Source organism: Alteromonas sp. ALT199 (genome assembly GCF_018619335.1).
GTDB lineage: Bacteria > Pseudomonadota > Gammaproteobacteria > Enterobacterales > Alteromonadaceae > Alteromonas.
This window is the reverse complement of record NZ_JAHHDX010000035.1, coordinates 1-16,691: the sequence shown is the minus strand read 5'-3', so window position 1 is coordinate 16,691 and position 16,691 is coordinate 1. Positions and strand designations below refer to the sequence as shown.

Sequence of the window (16,691 nt, the reverse complement as noted above, 5' to 3'; positions counted from 1 at the left end):
CCATAATGTACTGAAATTAAATGCTCTTTCTTAATTTCGGGTAAATTATAGTCAGTAGGTGGCGAAAAATAAAACGAGTAAAAGTATGGGTTGTTATTAGAAAAACTAATGCATTCGTCATGCTTCGGTCACACTGGATTTGAAAACGATATATGCACCGACGTTTACCCCCTCTTAATGCCTTAAAGTCGTTCGAAGCGGCGGCGCGCCATTTAAGCTTTACCAAGGCCGCTGATGAGCTTTTTGTTACTCAAGCAGCGGTGAGTCATCAAATAAAAGCCCTTGAAGATTTTTTATCTATGAAGCTATTTCTAAGAAGAAATAGAACGTTGCTTCTTACCGAAGAAGGGCAGGCCTATTTCTTAGAGTTAAAAGATATCTTTAAAAACTTACAAGACGCGACGGAAAGATTGCTTGCGAAAGGCAGTAAAGGTGCCATCACAGTCGCTATGCCACCTAGCTTTGCAAGCCAGTGGTTGGTACCCCGTATTCATAAGTTTAGTTTGGCGCATCCAGACATCGATGTACGTATCAAAGCGGTAGACTTCGACGAAGGCTTTTTAGAAGACGATGTGGACGTTGCAGTATATTACGGCAAAGGTCGCTGGGCTGGTTTACAGGCTGATCAGCTTCACAGAGAATTTCTAACGCCGCTGTGCTCTCCAATGCTTTTTCAAGGTCCTAAGCCTTTGTCCAGCTTATCTGATTTACGGCATCATGTTTTACTTCACGATTTAAGCCGTACTGCGTGGAAAAACTGGCTTAAACATGTTGGCGTTGTGGGCGTGAATGTAAACCACGGCCCAGTCTTCAGCCACTCTATGTTGGTATTGCAAGCCGCGGCGCTTGGACAAGGTATTGCATTGGGCAATACAGTACTAGCAAGGCCAGAAATTGAGGCAGGCCGACTTGTTATGCCATTTGAAGAACGGGTGGAGAGCCGAGATGCATTTTATTTAGTGTGTGAAGAATCGCAGGCTGAGCTAGGTAAAATTGCAGCGTTTAGAGACTGGATCTTAGCGCTGGTTGAAGCTGAGCAGGAGGACTTGTTGTAAGATGCTTAAAACACACGAAAGCAATACACAAACCAATACAGTAACGAATACAAGCGACTCTGTTTTCGATATGGAAATGCACGTTGCCAAAGCGCCAGTTGCATGCTTAATACTTGGTCACGGCGCTGGTGCAGGTAAAGAGCACGAGTTCATGCAAGATATGGCAAACGAACTTGTTGCTCAAGGCATATCTACGGTGCTCTTCAATTTCCCTTATATGCAAACCATCAAAGCTACCGGCAAGAGAAGACCCCCTGATAAAGCCGACAAACTTATGTCACACTTCGCTGCAGTAATTGAAGTATGCAGTAGGGACAATGAAGCTTTGCATAACCTACCGTTATTTATAGGCGGAAAGTCGATGGGTGGGCGTATGGCCACCATGGTGTATGAAGGTATAAGCAACGTAAAAGGTGCAATAGCGCTGGGCTATCCATTTCACCCACCTGGCAAGCCTGAAAAGACTAGAACCGAACATCTACTAACGGCAACGAAACCTCTACTTATTATTCAGGGCGAAAGAGATACCTTTGGTACTAAAAATGAGATAGAAAGTGGTGCAGAGAACTACGCGTTACCATCAATTATTGAGTGCGTATTTTTAGAAGACGGTGACCACAGTTTCAAACCCCGAAAAGCCAGCGGTAAAACCCAGCAGGAGCATATTGTAAAAGCTGCCAAGTTAACAACAGCGTTTATAAACCGCAATGTGACTCTATGATGTTGCCAACGAAACCTAAAATAAAAGCGAACGATTAAACTAATGGAAAACGAAAACCTTGGTTTAGCCACCCTTGCTAAACCTTATCTTGTCATTGGAGCGCTACTTGCGGGCTTAGCGGTTGTTCTAGGGGCGTTTGGCGCACATGGTTTAAAGAGTGTGTTAACGCCACAGCAACTCAACACGTTTGAGATAGGCGTGCGTTATCAGATGTATCACGCACTAACCTTATTGCTACTGCCCGCTCTATCTGCTTATGTATCATCGAAGTGGGTTAATCGTGCGGCGTTTTGTTTTGTTACCGGTACGGTGTTGTTTAGCGGAAGTTTATACGCGCTAGCGATAAGCGGTATTAAATGGTTTGGACCCATTACCCCTTTAGGCGGCCTTTTCTTTATCACCGGCTGGGTTTTATTATTTATTGGCTTGTTTATGGGGCATTCTAAAGAGAACGAAAGCGCGCAGCAAAACCTTGCTGATGCCAACCAAACAAATACTAAACACGTGAATCAACACAAAAACGTAGACCAAGACAAGGGAGCAGGTAATGTCTAATGCCAGTATTTTAGGCTATTGCCGACCAGGTTATGAAAACGACACGGCTAACGAACTTACGTCTAGATACGGTGAAGCCCAGTGCTACGGTTACCCGGTGTCAAAGAAAAACAGCGGTTTCGTGCACTACCATTTATACGATGCTGCACAATTAGAGCAAACTATTACTCAGCTTGCTGTTCATGAAAGCATCTTTCCTCGACAGCTTGTGGCTGTTTTTGCCACGTTAACTGAAGTGGAAAAAGAAGATAGAGTGGGGCAGGTACTTGAGGCACTAAAAGAAGTAGAAAAGCCGTTTTCTATTTTTGGTGCTATTGATGTGGAGTACCCTGATACCGAGGATGGTAAAACCCTCGCTAAATTTTGTCGTAAGTTTACGGTTCCTCTTCGCCAAGCGTTGAGAAAAGCTGCGTGGCTCACCGCTAAAGAAAATTTAGGTAAACCAAAGTTACATATTTTCTTTGAATCATTTGAAATTTGTCATATTGGCTATACATTACCCAGTCATGCAAGTCGTGACCACTTAGGTATTTGCCGTTTAAAATTCCCAAGCGATGCGCCTAGTCGTTCAACGCTTAAACTTGAAGATGCACTTGTGAATATGCTGAGTGAAAAGCAGCAAACAAAGGTATTGAGAAGTGGTGGGCGCGCGGTTGACTTGGGTGCATGCCCCGGTGGCTGGACTTATCAACTGGTGAAACGTGGTATGTATGTTGAAGCTATCGACAATGGACTTGTTGCCGATAGTTTAATGAGCACGGGGCTGGTTGAACATCACGCTGTAGACGGGTTTACCTATCGACCACAATTTGGTCGCGTCGATCTGCTTGTCTGTGATATGATAGAACAACCCGATAGAGTAGCGAAGTTAATGGGGGACTGGCTAGTCAAGCACTGGGCAACCCACGCCATTTTTAATCTAAAGCTACCTATGAAACAGCGCTATGAAACTGTAATTGAAGCCATGGCGTTGCTAAACAACCGTTTAAATGCTTTAGATGATGCATTCGCGGTTAAAGTTAGGCATCTCTACCACGATAGAGATGAAGTTACAGTAACAATTGTTCGCACTTCAGCTAATGAGGTGTGATTTTGTTATTTTTTAAAAAAGTACAATAACCTATTAAGTTATTGATGCTTATAGAAAAGAATTGATGCTGGCGCGGATTTTAATAAGCGTATTTGAGGTTTATGCTAAAAAAGGTGTAAATCTGGTATAGAAATCCTTTATAATCCAGCCGTTTTTTTACTCTGAACCAATGAAAGTGAACTAATGTCAGAATTATCTCATTACAGAAACATTGGTATTTTCGCCCACGTAGACGCGGGTAAAACTACCACAACAGAACGTATCTTGAAGCTTACTGGTAAAATCCATAAAACTGGTGAGGTTCACGATGGTGAATCAACTACAGATTTCATGGAACAGGAAGCAGAGCGTGGTATTACCATCCAGTCTGCAGCGGTTAGCTGTTTCTGGAAGGATCACCGTTTTAACGTTATCGATACTCCAGGACACGTTGACTTTACAGTTGAAGTATATCGTTCATTAAAAGTACTTGATGGCGGTATCGGTGTATTCTGTGGTTCTGGCGGTGTTGAGCCACAATCAGAAACCAACTGGCGTTATGCTAACGAATCTGAAGTTGCACGTGTTATTTTTGTAAACAAATTAGACCGTATGGGTGCTGATTTTTACCGTGTAACTGAGCAAGTACGTAAAGTACTTGGTGCTGTGCCTCTTGTCATGACGCTACCAATTGGTATCGAAGATGATTTCGTGGGTGTTGTAGACGTTCTTACGAAGAAAGCATACGTTTGGGATGACACAGGTCTTCCTGAAAACTATGAGATTCAAGACGTTCCTGCAGACATGGTTGATAAAGTTGAAAAATACCATGAGATGCTTATCGAAACTGCTGTAGAGCAAGACGATGACATCATGGAAGCGTACATGGAAGGTGAAACTCCTTCTATTGAAGATATCAAGCGTTGTATCCGTAAAGGTACTCGCGACCTTGCGTTCTTCCCAACATATTGTGGTTCTGCATTCAAAAATAAAGGTGTTCAACTAGTACTTGACGCTGTTGTTGACTATCTTCCAGCGCCTACAGAAGTTGACCCTCAACCTCTTATGGACGAAGAAGGTAACGAAACAGGCGAACATGCTATTGTATCTGCAGACGAAACGTTTAAAGCGTTAGCGTTTAAGATAATGGATGACCGTTTTGGTGCACTAACATTCGTACGTATTTACTCGGGTAAATTGAACAAGGGTGACACCATCCTTAACTCATTTACTGGTAAAACAGAGCGTGTTGGTCGTATGGTTGAAATGCAGGCTGATGAGCGTATTGAACTGTCAAGCGCGCAAGCGGGTGACATTATCGCTATCGTTGGCATGAAGAACGTACAAACAGGTCACACACTATGTGATCCTAAAGACCCAGTTACGCTAGAGCCAATGGTTTTCCCAACGCCAGTAATCTCGATTGCTGTTCAGCCTAAAGATAAAGGCGGAAATGAGAAAATGGGTATCGCTATCGGTAAAATGATTGCAGAAGATCCATCTTTCCAAGTTGAGACTGATGAAGACTCAGGCGAAACTATCCTTAAAGGTATGGGTGAGCTTCACCTAGATATCAAAGTAGACATTCTTAAGCGTACTTACGGTGTAGACCTTATTGTTGGTCAGCCACAGGTTGCTTACCGTGAAACTATCACGCAAGCAGTTGAAGATAGCTACACGCACAAGAAGCAGTCTGGTGGTTCTGGTCAGTTTGGTAAAATTGATTACCGCATCAAGCCAGGTGAAGTAGGTTCTGGTTTCACGTTCACATCATCTGTTGTTGGTGGTAACGTTCCTAAAGAATTCTTCCCAGCAGTTGAGAAAGGCTTCAAGTCGATGATGGGCGAAGGTGTTCTTGCTGGCTTCCCAGTACTAGACGTTGAAGTAGAGCTTTACGACGGTGGTTTCCACGCAGTAGATTCATCTGCAATCGCGTTCGAAATTGCTGCTAAAGGCGCTTTCCGTCAGTCAATTCCAAAAGCGGGTGCACAACTTCTTGAGCCAATCATGAAGGTTGACGTGTTTACACCAGAAGATCACGTTGGTGATGTAATTGGTGACCTTAACCGTCGTCGTGGCATGCTAAGCGACCAAGAAGCTGGTTTAACTGGCGTACGTATTAAAGCTGACGTTCCACTATCAGAAATGTTTGGTTACATCGGTTCACTACGTACTATGACATCTGGTCGTGGTCAATTCTCTATGGAATTCAGCCATTACGCACCATGTCCTCAAAACGTAGCTGACAAAGTAATTGAAGAAGCGAAAGCTCGTAAAGACGCTAAGTAATTAGCCTTTGCGAACGTAAGTTAACCTTGGGTTAGCTTACGCTTCAAAAAATACAAAAAAGCCGGTCATTCGACCGGCTTTTTTATGTCTATAGAACTGCGCTTTAGTACATTGTTTTAGTACATTTTGTAAGGCAGAAACTTCCCTGACATAACCACGCTAACGCGGTCGCCTTTAGGATCATTCTCACGCTGTAAATCCATAGAAAAATCAATGGCGCTCATGATGCCGTCGCCGAACTCCTCATGAATGAGTTCTTTTAGCGTTGTACCGTATACACTTACTAATTCGTACCAGCGATAAATAAGCGGGTCGGTAGGCACTTCTGTTGGCAACGAACCTTTATAAGGCACAATCTGAAGCCAAGCAATGGCTTCATCTGAAAGTTCAAGTAATTCGCCTACAGCTTCTGCTTGCTGTTTTGTCATGGCCATCTGGCCTAAGCATGCTGCTGTACTCCACTCTTTAGATTGACCTATAACCTCAGCAATTTGACTCCACTTTATGCCTTTTAAAATTTTGGCTGATTGGATCATGTCGGTAACTTGTGTTCTTGATGTAATCATTAGTATTTCCTCAATGGGTTAATTAAATAAAATGAGCGTTACTAGATTGCTAAAAATAAGGGCCAGTATTAGTGCCTTGTATACAAAAAGTGGGTGGCGTTTAACTAAAGGCTCATAAGCCATTTGTTGCGATGGATTCGGGTACCGAAGTGAATATATAAATTCAGAGAGCGATGAGTAGCGTTTGTCTGGGTTCACATGTAGAGCACGTTTAAGTGCGCTATCAATCCATGTTGGAATTGCTCGTTTGGGATCTAACGCCGTCTCGTACTTCAGTTTTTTCTGCTCAGACAAAGTGCGGCAATGAGCGAGCTTAGTGTGGTATGGGTAACGACCGCACAGAAGGAAGTAGGTGAGTACAGCTAGGGAGAACAGGTCGGAGCGCTCTGTGCCTACATTTCCTAAAAAGTACTCGGGTGCAGCAAAAAGTGCCGCGCCGGGAATTGGTGCACTGCTATAAAGGCTAGGCGCATCGACTAAGGCTGCCGAACCAAGGTCAATGATAGTACAGTGGCCCTGTTCGCTAATCATTATATTCTCTAAGCGTAAATCCCTGTGAAGAATGCCTTGTCGATGCAGGGCCTGCAAGCCATTGCCAACCTGTTCAATAATGTTTCTAATCTGCTCTAGAGTAGGCGTGGGGTTATCTACAGCCCATTGTGCCAGGGTTTGGCCTTGAACATACTCACTTACGCTATAAAAAGCCGATGGAGAGTGAGGTAGTCCTAAATCGGTAAAAGTAGGGCTTTTCATGACATGTGCAGAACTAACACGCCTTGAAAACCAGCTTTCAATTAGAAAAGCATTTAACATCTCTGGCGATTGTGTAAAGTCTGTAGCCGGGGTTTTTACTACCACGGGGTCATTTGTATGCGAACCGTTGGACGACGCAATAGTAGCAATAAATACATGGCTTCGTGCCGAAGTATAAAGCTGTCGCTCTAGTTTTAAGTCATCAATTTCGTCACCGGTTTCAAGATTTGGCGCAGTCGACTCTTCCCCCTCTTGCCCAGCAAGCTGCGTGTTAAGATAACTTGCGTCAGTGTTAGGTACTGCTGCATTAGTTCTCTGCGTGTCGAGCTCCGGCGTGTTTACTCCAGGTGATGTCTGGGTAGAAGAAGGGGAAGAATTGGCGCCTGAATCAAGATTTCTATCACTAGCGACGATAGGATGTTCGATATCAACTTTTACAAGAAGTAATGTGAGGTTGTCATCACTTCCTTTGCTAAATGCCTCGTGTACCACCAATGCTGCTTGGTTTTCAGAAAGCGAGTTAGCACTATTTATTTTGTTGAGTATGCTAGGAAGCGCTATAAATTCATAAACACCGTCAGTACTTAATGCAAAAGCACTAGAAGAATTGAGTGTCAACGACGAATGGTCAATGTCGATGCTTGCCTTTACGCCTAAGGCATTAGAAAGATAAGTTTGCGTAGGATCGCTTTCTGATATTTGGCGATGAGGTTGAGTTAGCAACTTAGCGCTTTTTGCGCCTTTCTGCATAACCTGAACTTGGCTATCTCCCACATGAAATACATCAACATGACTACCCGTTACAATTGCCACCGATAGCGTACAAACATAACCTTTTTCTGGGGTATAGCAAAAAGGGCTTTTCTGTGTGCGGGTATAAAGGAGCGCGTTTAACTCTTTGATAATAGTTTCAGCGCGGTTTTTTATAGACCATTGTTCAGGAGCGATCTTGAACAGCTTAATAAATTGTCGAGTCGCAAAGTCGCTAGCAACTTGACTGACAGTGCTGCTGCTTACGCCATCAGCGATAACGAAAACGCTACTTTGACTAAGTTCATCAGACGCAACATGGAAAGCATAGGCGTCTTGATTAATTGCTTTAACGCCACGTGTTGAATATGCACTCACACGAAACTTGCTAGGTAGAGGGGAAATCGGCTTGTTTAGCGTTACTTGGTCATTCATGTTTAAACGCTTTTTACCTGTTTAGTGAATTATTTGCTCGAATACTCACTTATGTAACGAATAATGCCATCACGACCATTAGTGCAGATATAGGTCGTGATGGCAGAAGTCTACAAGCCTTGTTTAAATAGGGAGCGTTTGCGATGCAGCCGCTTTATCAACAGGAATAGTACGTTTTGGTAGAGTCTTTACGTGCGTCGTATACAGCGTAAGACCAGTAAATGCCAAGCCGCCTACTAAGTTGCCCAAAGCAGTTGGGATTTCATTCCAGATGAAGTAATCCATTACAGAGAAGTCACCACCCATGATAAGACCGAATGGGAAAAGGAACATATTAACAACAGAGTGTTCAAAGCCCATAAAGAAGAACAGCATGATTGGCATCCACATGGCGAGTACCTTGCCGCTAACGTGAGTTGAAATCATTGCGCCCACTACGCCTAACGACACCATCCAGTTACATAGCATGCCGCGAATGAAAATGGTGAACCAGCCCGCAGCACCGTGCTCTGCATAGCCAAGCGTTCGCGCTTCACCGATGCTGGCGACCTTAGTGGCTATTGCACCACCGTCGACGTTGTAGCCCATGGTAAAGATGAACGACATCATAAACGCTACTGTTAAAGCACCACCAAAGTTACCTAAAAACACTAATCCCCAATTTCGTAGAATTTGTTTCGGTGTAACACCGGGGCGCTGTGCGAGCCAAGCGAGAGGTGTTAGTACAAAAACACCTGTTAAAAGGTCAAACCCCATAAGGTAAAGCATACAAAAGCCAACTGGGAATAAAACTGCACCAAGCAGAAACACGCCAGTTTGTACGGCGATGGTTATCGCAAATACGGCAGCCAATGCCAAAATTGCACCCGCCATATATGCGCGAATTAGGGTATCTCGTGTAGACATATATATTTTTGCTTCGCCTGCATCTACCATTTTGGTCGCAAACTCAGCGGGGAGAAGATAAGCCATGGTTTCACCTCACGTTGTCGTTATTAATAAGTTGTAATTAGTGGTTCGGAATCTAACTATTTTCATGCGTTTCAGAAGATCAAAAAAAGGCGTCCGCAGTGCTCTCGTGGGAAAGTACTGGGGACGCCTTTGTCCAAAACTTATGCATTGTATTCGCTAACAGATAAACCTTTGTTCATGTGCACGCCTTTGTGCACGAAAACCCTGGTGAGAACATGCATTTTAGCAAGCGCTCTCGAGTTTTAACTGTCTACTGGTGTAAAGCTAAAAAAGTGCCAATACTAAAAAAACACTTAATGAGGCTTTTAATCATCTTTAAAAACAGTTGGTTACAAATTTTGTAAAGTGAGAATGTATTTGTGTAAGCAATAACACACATTAAAGTTTTGCACTAAAAAGGTGGGATAATGAGTATTTAAGGTGCAACTACTTCTACGATAGTTTTTACATTAGCTACTATTTTAGCGTTTGCTTTAGCGTTTTTAATTGGCGCTTCATGATGAGATGAACGCGGGAGCTTTCGGCCTGGTGAGCATAAATATTTCGCTCGAATAGCTCACAAAGCTGCTTAAATACCTTGGCTGAATCTGCATTGATTAAAGGAAGGACCTCAGCCAAATAGGCGGATAAAGTCCTATGACCTCTTTTGATCCCCGTTTTAGTTTCAATGTATTGAATGGCATTCAGCAAAATGACATGGGAGGGCGATAATGTCTTACGCTGTCGCTTGGGCAAGAAGTAAATAGCCAAAATGAGCCCAATAAGGCCGACGACAGATAAAAAAACAACTTGCATTTTTTGCGGTGTCAAAGCACCTAATAGCTCTTCAAGCATGTTTGATTGCGCCGCATTATCAAAGCCTAGTACCCACTTGCTCCACGAATAGTCAAGCTGTTGAAACCAGCTTTGCAGGGTAGTAAAGAAAGCCGAGTTACTAAATTCGCGCAAAATCGTCGTTTGCCTGGACTCTCCTAATTCTTCTAACGCATGCTCAAGACCAAAAGTTAAGCGAGAGGGTGCTACTACACTTGTCGGGTCTAAACGTATCCACACGCCATCAATTAATGCTTCTACCCATGCATGAGCATCGTACTGTCTTATTTGCAGCACATTGTCATTAAGTGCACTTCCGCCTTGATAGCCAGTTACCATTCTTGCTGGCACTTTTGCGGCGCGAAGCACATATACCATAGCGCCAGCATAGTGTGCGCAAAAGCCAGCGCGTTGTTCAAATAGAAAGCTGTCGATAGGGTTTGTAGGCATAGCATTGGGAGAAAGGGTGTAGCGGAAATTGCCGTGGTTGAACTCCCTCATTACTGCTCGAACTCGCTCTTGCGGGTTAGTGTATTGATTCGCAAGTGTCTGTCCCCATGCCCTGGCTTTAGGGTTACCATTTGTTGAAAGTTGTAGGTTAAGCTGCGATTCAAAGTTTCCCAATCCGTTAGTGATTGGTGCATTAGGGAAATAGCGTAGATAAAACGCCTTTTTGCTTGAGATAGGGCTACTGGCGCGCAGGGTATAATCAAAAAGGCTTTTGACTGAAATACCGTTTTCACGGTTGTTTGGAAAGGAAGGCTCTAAAGCAAATAGCCACGTTTGCTGCGTAGGTTCAACAATCAGTTCGTAGTTTGTCACTTGAGGCTTACTTGCCTCTTCCAAAATGGATAAAGGCGTCGACCTTCCCATGAAAGCCAACTGTTGCTCAGCTTGTTTACGTTTATCGCTGATGGACCAGGTTTTTCCGTCAAAATGCTCTAGTGTCATGGCGCGCCAATATCTAGATTCTACATCTGGGACAGCATCGGCGCTCTCGAATGTGGCATTGAAGGCTAACTCAGAGGAGCTCGCGAGCGACGCTATATCGCCTGGGGTCACCGTATCGGAAAGCCCAGTTTCCGTCGATTTTGATGTTGGCATTTGCCAGAGCGGAGGGAGTTGGGGCAATAATAAGAATAAAAGCAGCGCAATAGGAAAAGCTTGAACAATAAGCACAATTACGAATTTAAAATGCTTTGCAGTTGAAACGGCAGCGCCATGATAAATGGCGGTAGCGCCGAGTAGCAGTGCTAATATTCCGGTATAGCCAATCCATGCAAACACACTTAGTGACGAGATAAATCCACAGCCAATTAAAAACAAACAGGTACAAATAAGTAAGTGAAAATCTCGTTTCTTTTCAACCAGCATAATTTTAAGTGCGCAAGCGACCGTTAATAAATTTATCATGCTATCAAGGAGCCCGACTGACAGGCCAAACCAAGACAATGCAAATACGGCGAGTACCGCAAGTAAATTAACAGTACGTGAAGTCGGTAAGCTATTGAAAGTACTAAGGCCTGAAATTCTCACAACTACCGCGCATCCTGCTAGCACTAGTACCCATGTCATTAACGGTGTAGTTAAAGTAAAGAGAATAAGTGAGAACGCTGCGCAAAGTATCAATACTGCCACAGAATAAGGCTGACTTAATACACCTCTAAACACAATAAATTGTGGCAAACGGCTAAGTAATACGTGATTCATATTACAGATCTCATAGGGTTTTTCTTTTTAGAAGATAATGAAATCGGCGTAATTGTGCTTTGCGAAGCGTGGTTGTTTAAGCAGGCAAGTGCACTAAGACACTCGTGCATGTGCTTTGCTCCTTGATTAGGCGCAATACTCAACCCCTTGTACTGTATTCCAAACACGCGGTCCGCGCTTGTCCACGATATTGCGGCACTGGTTAGCGCTGAGATGGCTGTTTCCGTATCTGCGCTAGAGGGCATTGAAAGAACAAAACTGTCGCATTGCAATGAAGTAAATGACTTAGAAACCCAATTTCCATTTTTAGCCACATGTTTCCATGATACGCGGTTAAGTGGCTGTCCTATTTCATAATCGTTTAATGCGTAAAAATCTTCGTTACTGGTAGGGGCGTTTACTTGACTTACACTGTCTGAATCATCTGTATTGGCAAGCTTATCAACAATAATAGGGCCTTCTTGCGGCTTTGCATACACAATTACCTGTTGGTCGAAGTCAAGGTGCGTCCAGCATTTATAAAGGCCAAGGGGAAAGTCACAGGCAATGGTCATTCGGCCTAAAGCGTACCGGCCTCGGGTTGGTATTTGAAAAGGAACGTTAAGTGTTTGTTTTTGGTTTTTTTGCGGGTTTGAATTTCCGGTCAGTGGAAAACTGTAAGACTGCAGAGATGCTAAGTTTTCATCTTTATCGTTCACTGTTTTTACTGGTGTACGTGTGGGGCGCACAATGCTCAGCCACTTAATAGACAATACGCCGTTACACGCTTTTGACTGTGCATTCGCATGAGGGATAACTTTTAGTTTAATTTCTCCATCCAGGTTACAGTGAAATGAACTTGGGGGAAGGGCCTTAAGAGCTAAACGCGCAAAGTTTTGGTGAGTATAGAAAAGTGTTAAGAGCATTATGCTTAAACACAAATAGCTAAGCAGTAACATTAAATTGTTTTGATAGTTGGTACCAAGCAAGAACAAGCACAAAGACAAAATAATAAAAGACCAGCCAAATCCACTCGGCAATATAAAAATACTGTTTAGGTTTAAATGGTGTTCGTGAGACGCTGGAACCCTTTTGTCTAGCCATTTTAATAATCGACGTTGAAAGTGGTTGGACAACACTGCTAGCACTTTACGCACGTTTTGCACTCCAAGAACTCATTAAGATTAGGCTGCCAGAGGGTCAACGCTATCAAGAAGTTTCTGACTCAGTTTTTCTCCATCGAAAGCTTGGCTTTGTTGCCCATTAGCAACTTGGTGCGAAGACAATGTTAACCTATGGGCGGTAATTGCTACGAATACGGATTGCACATCTTCTGGCGTTACATATTCTCTATTAGAAACATAGGCCCATGCTTTTGCACCTTGGAGCAATGCTCGGCTGGCTCGTGGTGAAAGCGGATTTGGATAATCATTGCTCTCTCTGCTTTCGCTTACTAATCGCAGTATGTAGTCAAAAATAGCATCGCTAGTGTGAATAGCCGAAACTTCTCGTTGCATCTCGATCAAGTTTGTTTCATCTATAATCTGGGCGAGGGGGGCTGACGCATCCCGCTGCATAAGCATAGCCTTTTCTGCTTCCCACGCGGGATAGCCTAAAGAAATACGCATGAAGAAACGGTCTAGCTGCGACTCTGGTAGCGGGTATGTGCCCGATTGATAGCTGGGGTTTTGCGTAGCAATGACAAAAAAGGGCGCGGGCAGCGGATGCGTTACACCATCAATACTTACCTGACGCTCTTCCATTGCTTCTAACAACGCACTTTGGGTTTTAGGGCTGGCCCTATTCAACTCGTCGGCCAATACCACTTGACTAAAAATGGGGCCGTGTCTAAACGTGAAGCGTTTTTCTTCGTTCTGTTCGTGGCTGTGAAAAATATTAACCCCCAGCATATCGGATGGAAGCAGGTCTGAGGTGAATTGAATACGCGCATAGTGAAGGCCAAAGACTTTTGACAGGGCGTGGGATAAAGTGGTTTTACCCATTCCCGGTAAATCTTCTATGAGTAAGTGCCCGTTAGCAAGTAAACAAGTAATCGCGAGTTTCAGCTGGTGGTCTTTACCAATGATTTTCTGACTAAGGGCTTGCTGAACACGTATAACATCTTGGCGCATAGTTTTGTCACTTTTATTAAAAAATACTCTGGCACATTAATCGTTTAAATAACGAATTTAGCTTTGATAATAGTAGCAACGATAGCGTATCGCTTTCTATTCTCATACCTTTATATATTCATACGTTGGTATGTAATAGGTCTGTTCAGTGCTGAATATGCACGAATCCGCAAAACAACTGTTATTAAGTGCTGCGTAGTTTATCTGTGTTGTCTATAATGGTGCATCTTAAAAAGGAAGTAGTTATGAAAAGCATTGAAATAGATGACGATTTATATGCCTTCATCGCCAGCCAGACTAAGCATATTGGTGAGAGTGCATCGCAAATTTTAAGACGTTTACTTTTACCTGAAGATGGGGCCGCATCGCAAGGCGTTGAACCTAGCGCTACCTCATCAACGCCTGCAAAAACAAGCGAATTAAAAAGTGCAGACGTTTCAGAATCAGTAAGTAAGCCAAGCCCAGCGGTAAAAACAGAAGCGACACCAAAAGAAGCAGCAAAAACTTCGTCAGCGAGTGCGGCGACGAAAGCTTCTAGCACGTCAGTAAAAGCGCCTGAGAGAAAAGCACCAGCAAAGGCTGCTGCAAAAACTGTGAGAGCAAGAGCATCCACCAGCGCAAAGGTAGTGAAAGCGCCATCAGCAGTGTCTGATACATCGCCATCTAGTGAAACTCACTCAAAACGTGACATCCTGGATGCTGTGTCAAAAGATGCTTTGAGTACCTTTACAAAACGCGTAGATCAATTTTTGTTTGTTTTAAGTGCAGCGCACAAGCTTAATGCAGAAAACTTTACTCGCGTAGAAAGTATTAAAGGTAAAAACCGTACGTACTTTGCGACAAGTAAAGAGGCATTACTGGAAAACGGCAGCAGTACCAACCCTAAAGCTATCCCAGATAGCCCGTTTTGGGTGGTAACAAATAACAATACGGCTAAGAAAACGAATATGCTGGAACAAGTTTTGCGTAACCTAGGTTATCAACCTGATGTTATTGAAACCGTGATTGCGCGTTTCTCTTCGGAAGGTAAATAGCAAAGCCAAGTAATAGAATAACGAAACTTCTAAATAAGGATTATTTTCATGGCATTACATCCGCAGGCTGGAGAGCATGCAGCAAAAGAACAACTCATTAACGTAGCACAGTTAGTGAGTCAGTATTACAGCTACAAACCGGATATGAATGACCCAGGCCAAGCGGTATCTTTTGGTACGTCTGGTCACAGAGGTACAGCGTTAAATGCTACGTTTACTGATACCCACATCGGCGCAATCTGCCAAGCGTTAGTGGAATATCGCAAGCAAGAAGGTATCGACGGCCCGTTATTTGTTGGTAAAGATACCCATGCGTTATCTGAGCCAGCCATGATTACTGCAATAGAGGTTTTATGTGCAAATGGTGTAGACGTTGTGGTGCAGCGCGCAGATAACGAGAGCATGGGGTATACACCAACGCCTGTTGTTTCTCGAACTATCATTCGTTATAACCGTGCTGGCAATTCAGACAAGGCGGATGGAATCGTCATTACGCCTTCTCACAACCCTCCTTCAGACGGCGGCTTTAAGTACAACCCACCACACGGTGGCCCGGCCGATAGCGACGTTACCAAGCAAATTCAAGATCGCGCAAATGACTTAATTGCTGATGGTAACAAAGATGTTCAGCGCGTTGATATTCGCCAAGCGACATCACGTAAACTGGTTCGAGAAGAAGACTTCATGGAACCCTATATCGAAGACTTAGCTAAAGTCGTCGATATGGAAGCAATTGCGAAAGCCAATCTGAAGCTAGGTACAGATCCGCTTGGTGGAGCTGGGGTGGGGTATTGGTCGCGTATTGCTGACAAGTACAAGTTGGACATTACAGTGGTTAACGACGCTGTTGATCCACAGTTTGGTTTTATGCGACGTGACAAAGACGGTAAGCTTCGCATGGATTGTTCATCTGCTTACGCAATGGCAGGGCTTATCGAGTTAAAAGATAACTTCGACTTAGCATGGGGCAACGACCCAGATTTCGACCGACACGGTATTGTGTGTAAAAGCGCAGGCCTAATGAACCCTAATCACTATTTGGCTGTGGCAATTAACTATTTGTATACCCACCGACCACAATGGCCTAATGATTTAAATATCGGTAAAACGCTGGTGTCTAGCAGCATGATTGATCGCGTCGCCAATAGCCTTGGCAAGCCTCTGGCTGAAATGCCAGTGGGCTTCAAATGGTTTGTTGATGGCTTGTCCAATAGCACCATAGGTTTTGCTGGTGAAGAAAGTGCTGGCGGTATTTTTCTAGAACGCAACGGTAGTACATGGGCTACAGATAAAGACGGCTTCATTCTGTGTTTGTTAGCAGCAGAAATTCTTGCCGTTACAGGAAAAGATCCAGGTGAACACTATAAAGCGCTAACGGAAAAGTTTGCGGCACCGGTATACAGCCGCGTTGATGTGGCGGCAACACTTGAACAAAAGCAGAAGCTTTCGGCTATGGATGCATCTGTGGTTACTAGTGATACATTGGCCGGTGAGCCCATTACAGCAGTACAAACCCATGCGCCGGGAAACAACGCGGCTATCGGTGGTGTTAAAGTATCGACAGAAAATGGCTGGTTCGCTGCCCGTCCGTCAGGCACCGAGCAAATCTATAAAATCTACGCTGAAAGCTTCAATGGTGAAACTCACTTACAGGAATTAATCGCTGAGGCTGAAGACTTAGTAGGTAAAATTATTAAATAAGTACAAAAAAGAACCGTTATAAATTTAGTTTGTAACAAATATGTTAAAAACCGCATGAATGCATACGAATTCATGCGGTTTTTTGTATTTTTAACAAAATTATTACAACAATGTGTGGAGTGCACTGCTATATTGCTGTCATATTCTGAAGTTATTC

Annotated in this window: 13 protein-coding genes; 7 read left to right on the top strand and 6 right to left on the bottom strand. The window is 43.7% G+C overall.

Annotated features, from left to right (window positions below; all coding sequences use genetic code 11):
- Positions 1-152: 152 nt before the first annotated feature.
- From KL866_RS03955 to fusA, 5 genes are all read left to right on the top strand, one after another.
- Positions 153-1,055, top strand: coding sequence for a transcriptional regulator GcvA (locus tag KL866_RS03955; RefSeq protein ID WP_025254787.1), 903 nt, complete (start codon positions 153-155; stop codon positions 1,053-1,055).
- 70 nt (positions 1,056-1,125) lie between these two features.
- Positions 1,126-1,776, top strand: a complete 651-nt coding sequence (locus KL866_RS03950; RefSeq protein ID WP_029661365.1) for an alpha/beta family hydrolase — start codon at positions 1,126-1,128, stop codon at positions 1,774-1,776.
- Between the two features lie 42 nt (positions 1,777-1,818).
- Positions 1,819-2,331, top strand: a complete 513-nt coding sequence (locus KL866_RS03945) for a DUF423 domain-containing protein (protein WP_025254789.1) — start codon at positions 1,819-1,821, stop codon at positions 2,329-2,331.
- Complete coding sequence (gene rlmM / locus KL866_RS03940; protein WP_214993521.1) at positions 2,324-3,421, top strand: 23S rRNA (cytidine(2498)-2'-O)-methyltransferase RlmM; 1,098 nt, start codon at positions 2,324-2,326, stop codon at positions 3,419-3,421. The genes KL866_RS03945 and rlmM overlap by 8 nt, the downstream gene beginning before the upstream one ends.
- A 183-nt stretch (positions 3,422-3,604) precedes the next feature.
- Positions 3,605-5,689 carry an elongation factor G gene (gene fusA, locus KL866_RS03935; RefSeq protein WP_025254791.1) on the top strand — a complete coding sequence of 695 codons (2,085 nt, stop codon included), beginning with the start codon at positions 3,605-3,607 and terminating at the stop codon, positions 5,687-5,689.
- Between the two features lie 116 nt (positions 5,690-5,805).
- Here fusA and cynS read toward each other — a convergent pair whose 3' ends face one another.
- From cynS to KL866_RS03905, 6 genes are all read right to left on the bottom strand, one after another.
- On the bottom strand, positions 5,806-6,255 hold the full coding sequence (gene cynS, locus KL866_RS03930; RefSeq protein WP_025254792.1) for a cyanase: 450 nt from the start codon (positions 6,253-6,255) through the stop codon (positions 5,806-5,808).
- Between the two features lie 18 nt (positions 6,256-6,273).
- The gene (locus KL866_RS03925; protein ID WP_025254793.1) at positions 6,274-8,193 is read right to left on the bottom strand and encodes a bifunctional protein-serine/threonine kinase/phosphatase; all 1,920 of its coding nucleotides are present in this window, start codon (positions 8,191-8,193) and stop codon (positions 6,274-6,276) included.
- 123 nt (positions 8,194-8,316) lie between these two features.
- Positions 8,317-9,165 (bottom strand): formate/nitrite transporter family protein, encoded by an 849-nt coding sequence (locus KL866_RS03920; RefSeq protein ID WP_025254794.1) that lies wholly within the window; start codon positions 9,163-9,165, stop codon positions 8,317-8,319.
- A 456-nt stretch (positions 9,166-9,621) separates the two neighbouring features.
- Positions 9,622-11,688 (bottom strand): DUF3488 and transglutaminase-like domain-containing protein, encoded by a 2,067-nt coding sequence (locus tag KL866_RS03915; RefSeq protein WP_214993519.1) that lies wholly within the window; start codon positions 11,686-11,688, stop codon positions 9,622-9,624.
- On the bottom strand, positions 11,685-12,824 hold the full coding sequence (locus KL866_RS03910) for a DUF58 domain-containing protein (RefSeq protein WP_311236119.1): 1,140 nt from the start codon (positions 12,822-12,824) through the stop codon (positions 11,685-11,687). The genes KL866_RS03915 and KL866_RS03910 overlap by 4 nt, the downstream gene beginning before the upstream one ends.
- 27 nt (positions 12,825-12,851) lie before the next feature.
- Complete coding sequence (locus KL866_RS03905) at positions 12,852-13,799, bottom strand: MoxR family ATPase (protein WP_025254797.1); 948 nt, start codon at positions 13,797-13,799, stop codon at positions 12,852-12,854.
- Positions 13,800-14,044: 245 nt separating this feature from the next.
- Here KL866_RS03905 and seqA point away from each other — a divergent pair, with 245 nt between their 5' ends.
- Together seqA and pgm are read left to right on the top strand one after the other, a co-directional pair.
- Positions 14,045-14,833: a replication initiation negative regulator SeqA gene (gene seqA, locus KL866_RS03900; RefSeq protein ID WP_025254798.1), complete on the top strand. Its 789-nt coding sequence runs from the start codon at positions 14,045-14,047 to the stop codon at positions 14,831-14,833.
- Positions 14,834-14,881: 48 nt separating this feature from the next.
- A complete protein-coding gene (gene pgm / locus KL866_RS03895; RefSeq protein ID WP_214993517.1) occupies positions 14,882-16,534 on the top strand; it encodes a phosphoglucomutase (alpha-D-glucose-1,6-bisphosphate-dependent) in 1,653 nt (550 codons plus the stop codon).
- Positions 16,535-16,691: the final 157 nt, after the last annotated feature.

Excerpts from the sequence above, each read along its gene's own strand:
- fusA (WP_025254791.1), top strand. The coding sequence starts at position 3,605 with ATGTCAGAATTATCTCATTACAGAAACATTGGTATTTTCGCCCACGTA.
- KL866_RS03905 (WP_025254797.1), bottom strand. The coding sequence starts at position 13,799 with ATGCGCCAAGATGTTATACGTGTTCAGCAAGCCCTTAGTCAGAAAATC.
- KL866_RS03945 (WP_025254789.1), top strand. The coding sequence starts at position 1,819 with ATGGAAAACGAAAACCTTGGTTTAGCCACCCTTGCTAAACCTTATCTT.
- rlmM (WP_214993521.1), top strand. The coding sequence starts at position 2,324 with ATGTCTAATGCCAGTATTTTAGGCTATTGCCGACCAGGTTATGAAAAC.
- seqA (WP_025254798.1), top strand. The coding sequence starts at position 14,045 with ATGAAAAGCATTGAAATAGATGACGATTTATATGCCTTCATCGCCAGC.
- KL866_RS03955 (WP_025254787.1), top strand. The coding sequence starts at position 153 with ATGCACCGACGTTTACCCCCTCTTAATGCCTTAAAGTCGTTCGAAGCG.
- cynS (WP_025254792.1), bottom strand. The coding sequence starts at position 6,255 with ATGATTACATCAAGAACACAAGTTACCGACATGATCCAATCAGCCAAA.
- KL866_RS03950 (WP_029661365.1), top strand. The coding sequence starts at position 1,126 with ATGGAAATGCACGTTGCCAAAGCGCCAGTTGCATGCTTAATACTTGGT.
- pgm (WP_214993517.1), top strand. The coding sequence starts at position 14,882 with ATGGCATTACATCCGCAGGCTGGAGAGCATGCAGCAAAAGAACAACTC.
- KL866_RS03915 (WP_214993519.1), bottom strand. The coding sequence starts at position 11,688 with ATGAATCACGTATTACTTAGCCGTTTGCCACAATTTATTGTGTTTAGA.
- KL866_RS03920 (WP_025254794.1), bottom strand. The coding sequence starts at position 9,165 with ATGGCTTATCTTCTCCCCGCTGAGTTTGCGACCAAAATGGTAGATGCA.
- KL866_RS03925 (WP_025254793.1), bottom strand. The coding sequence starts at position 8,193 with ATGAATGACCAAGTAACGCTAAACAAGCCGATTTCCCCTCTACCTAGC.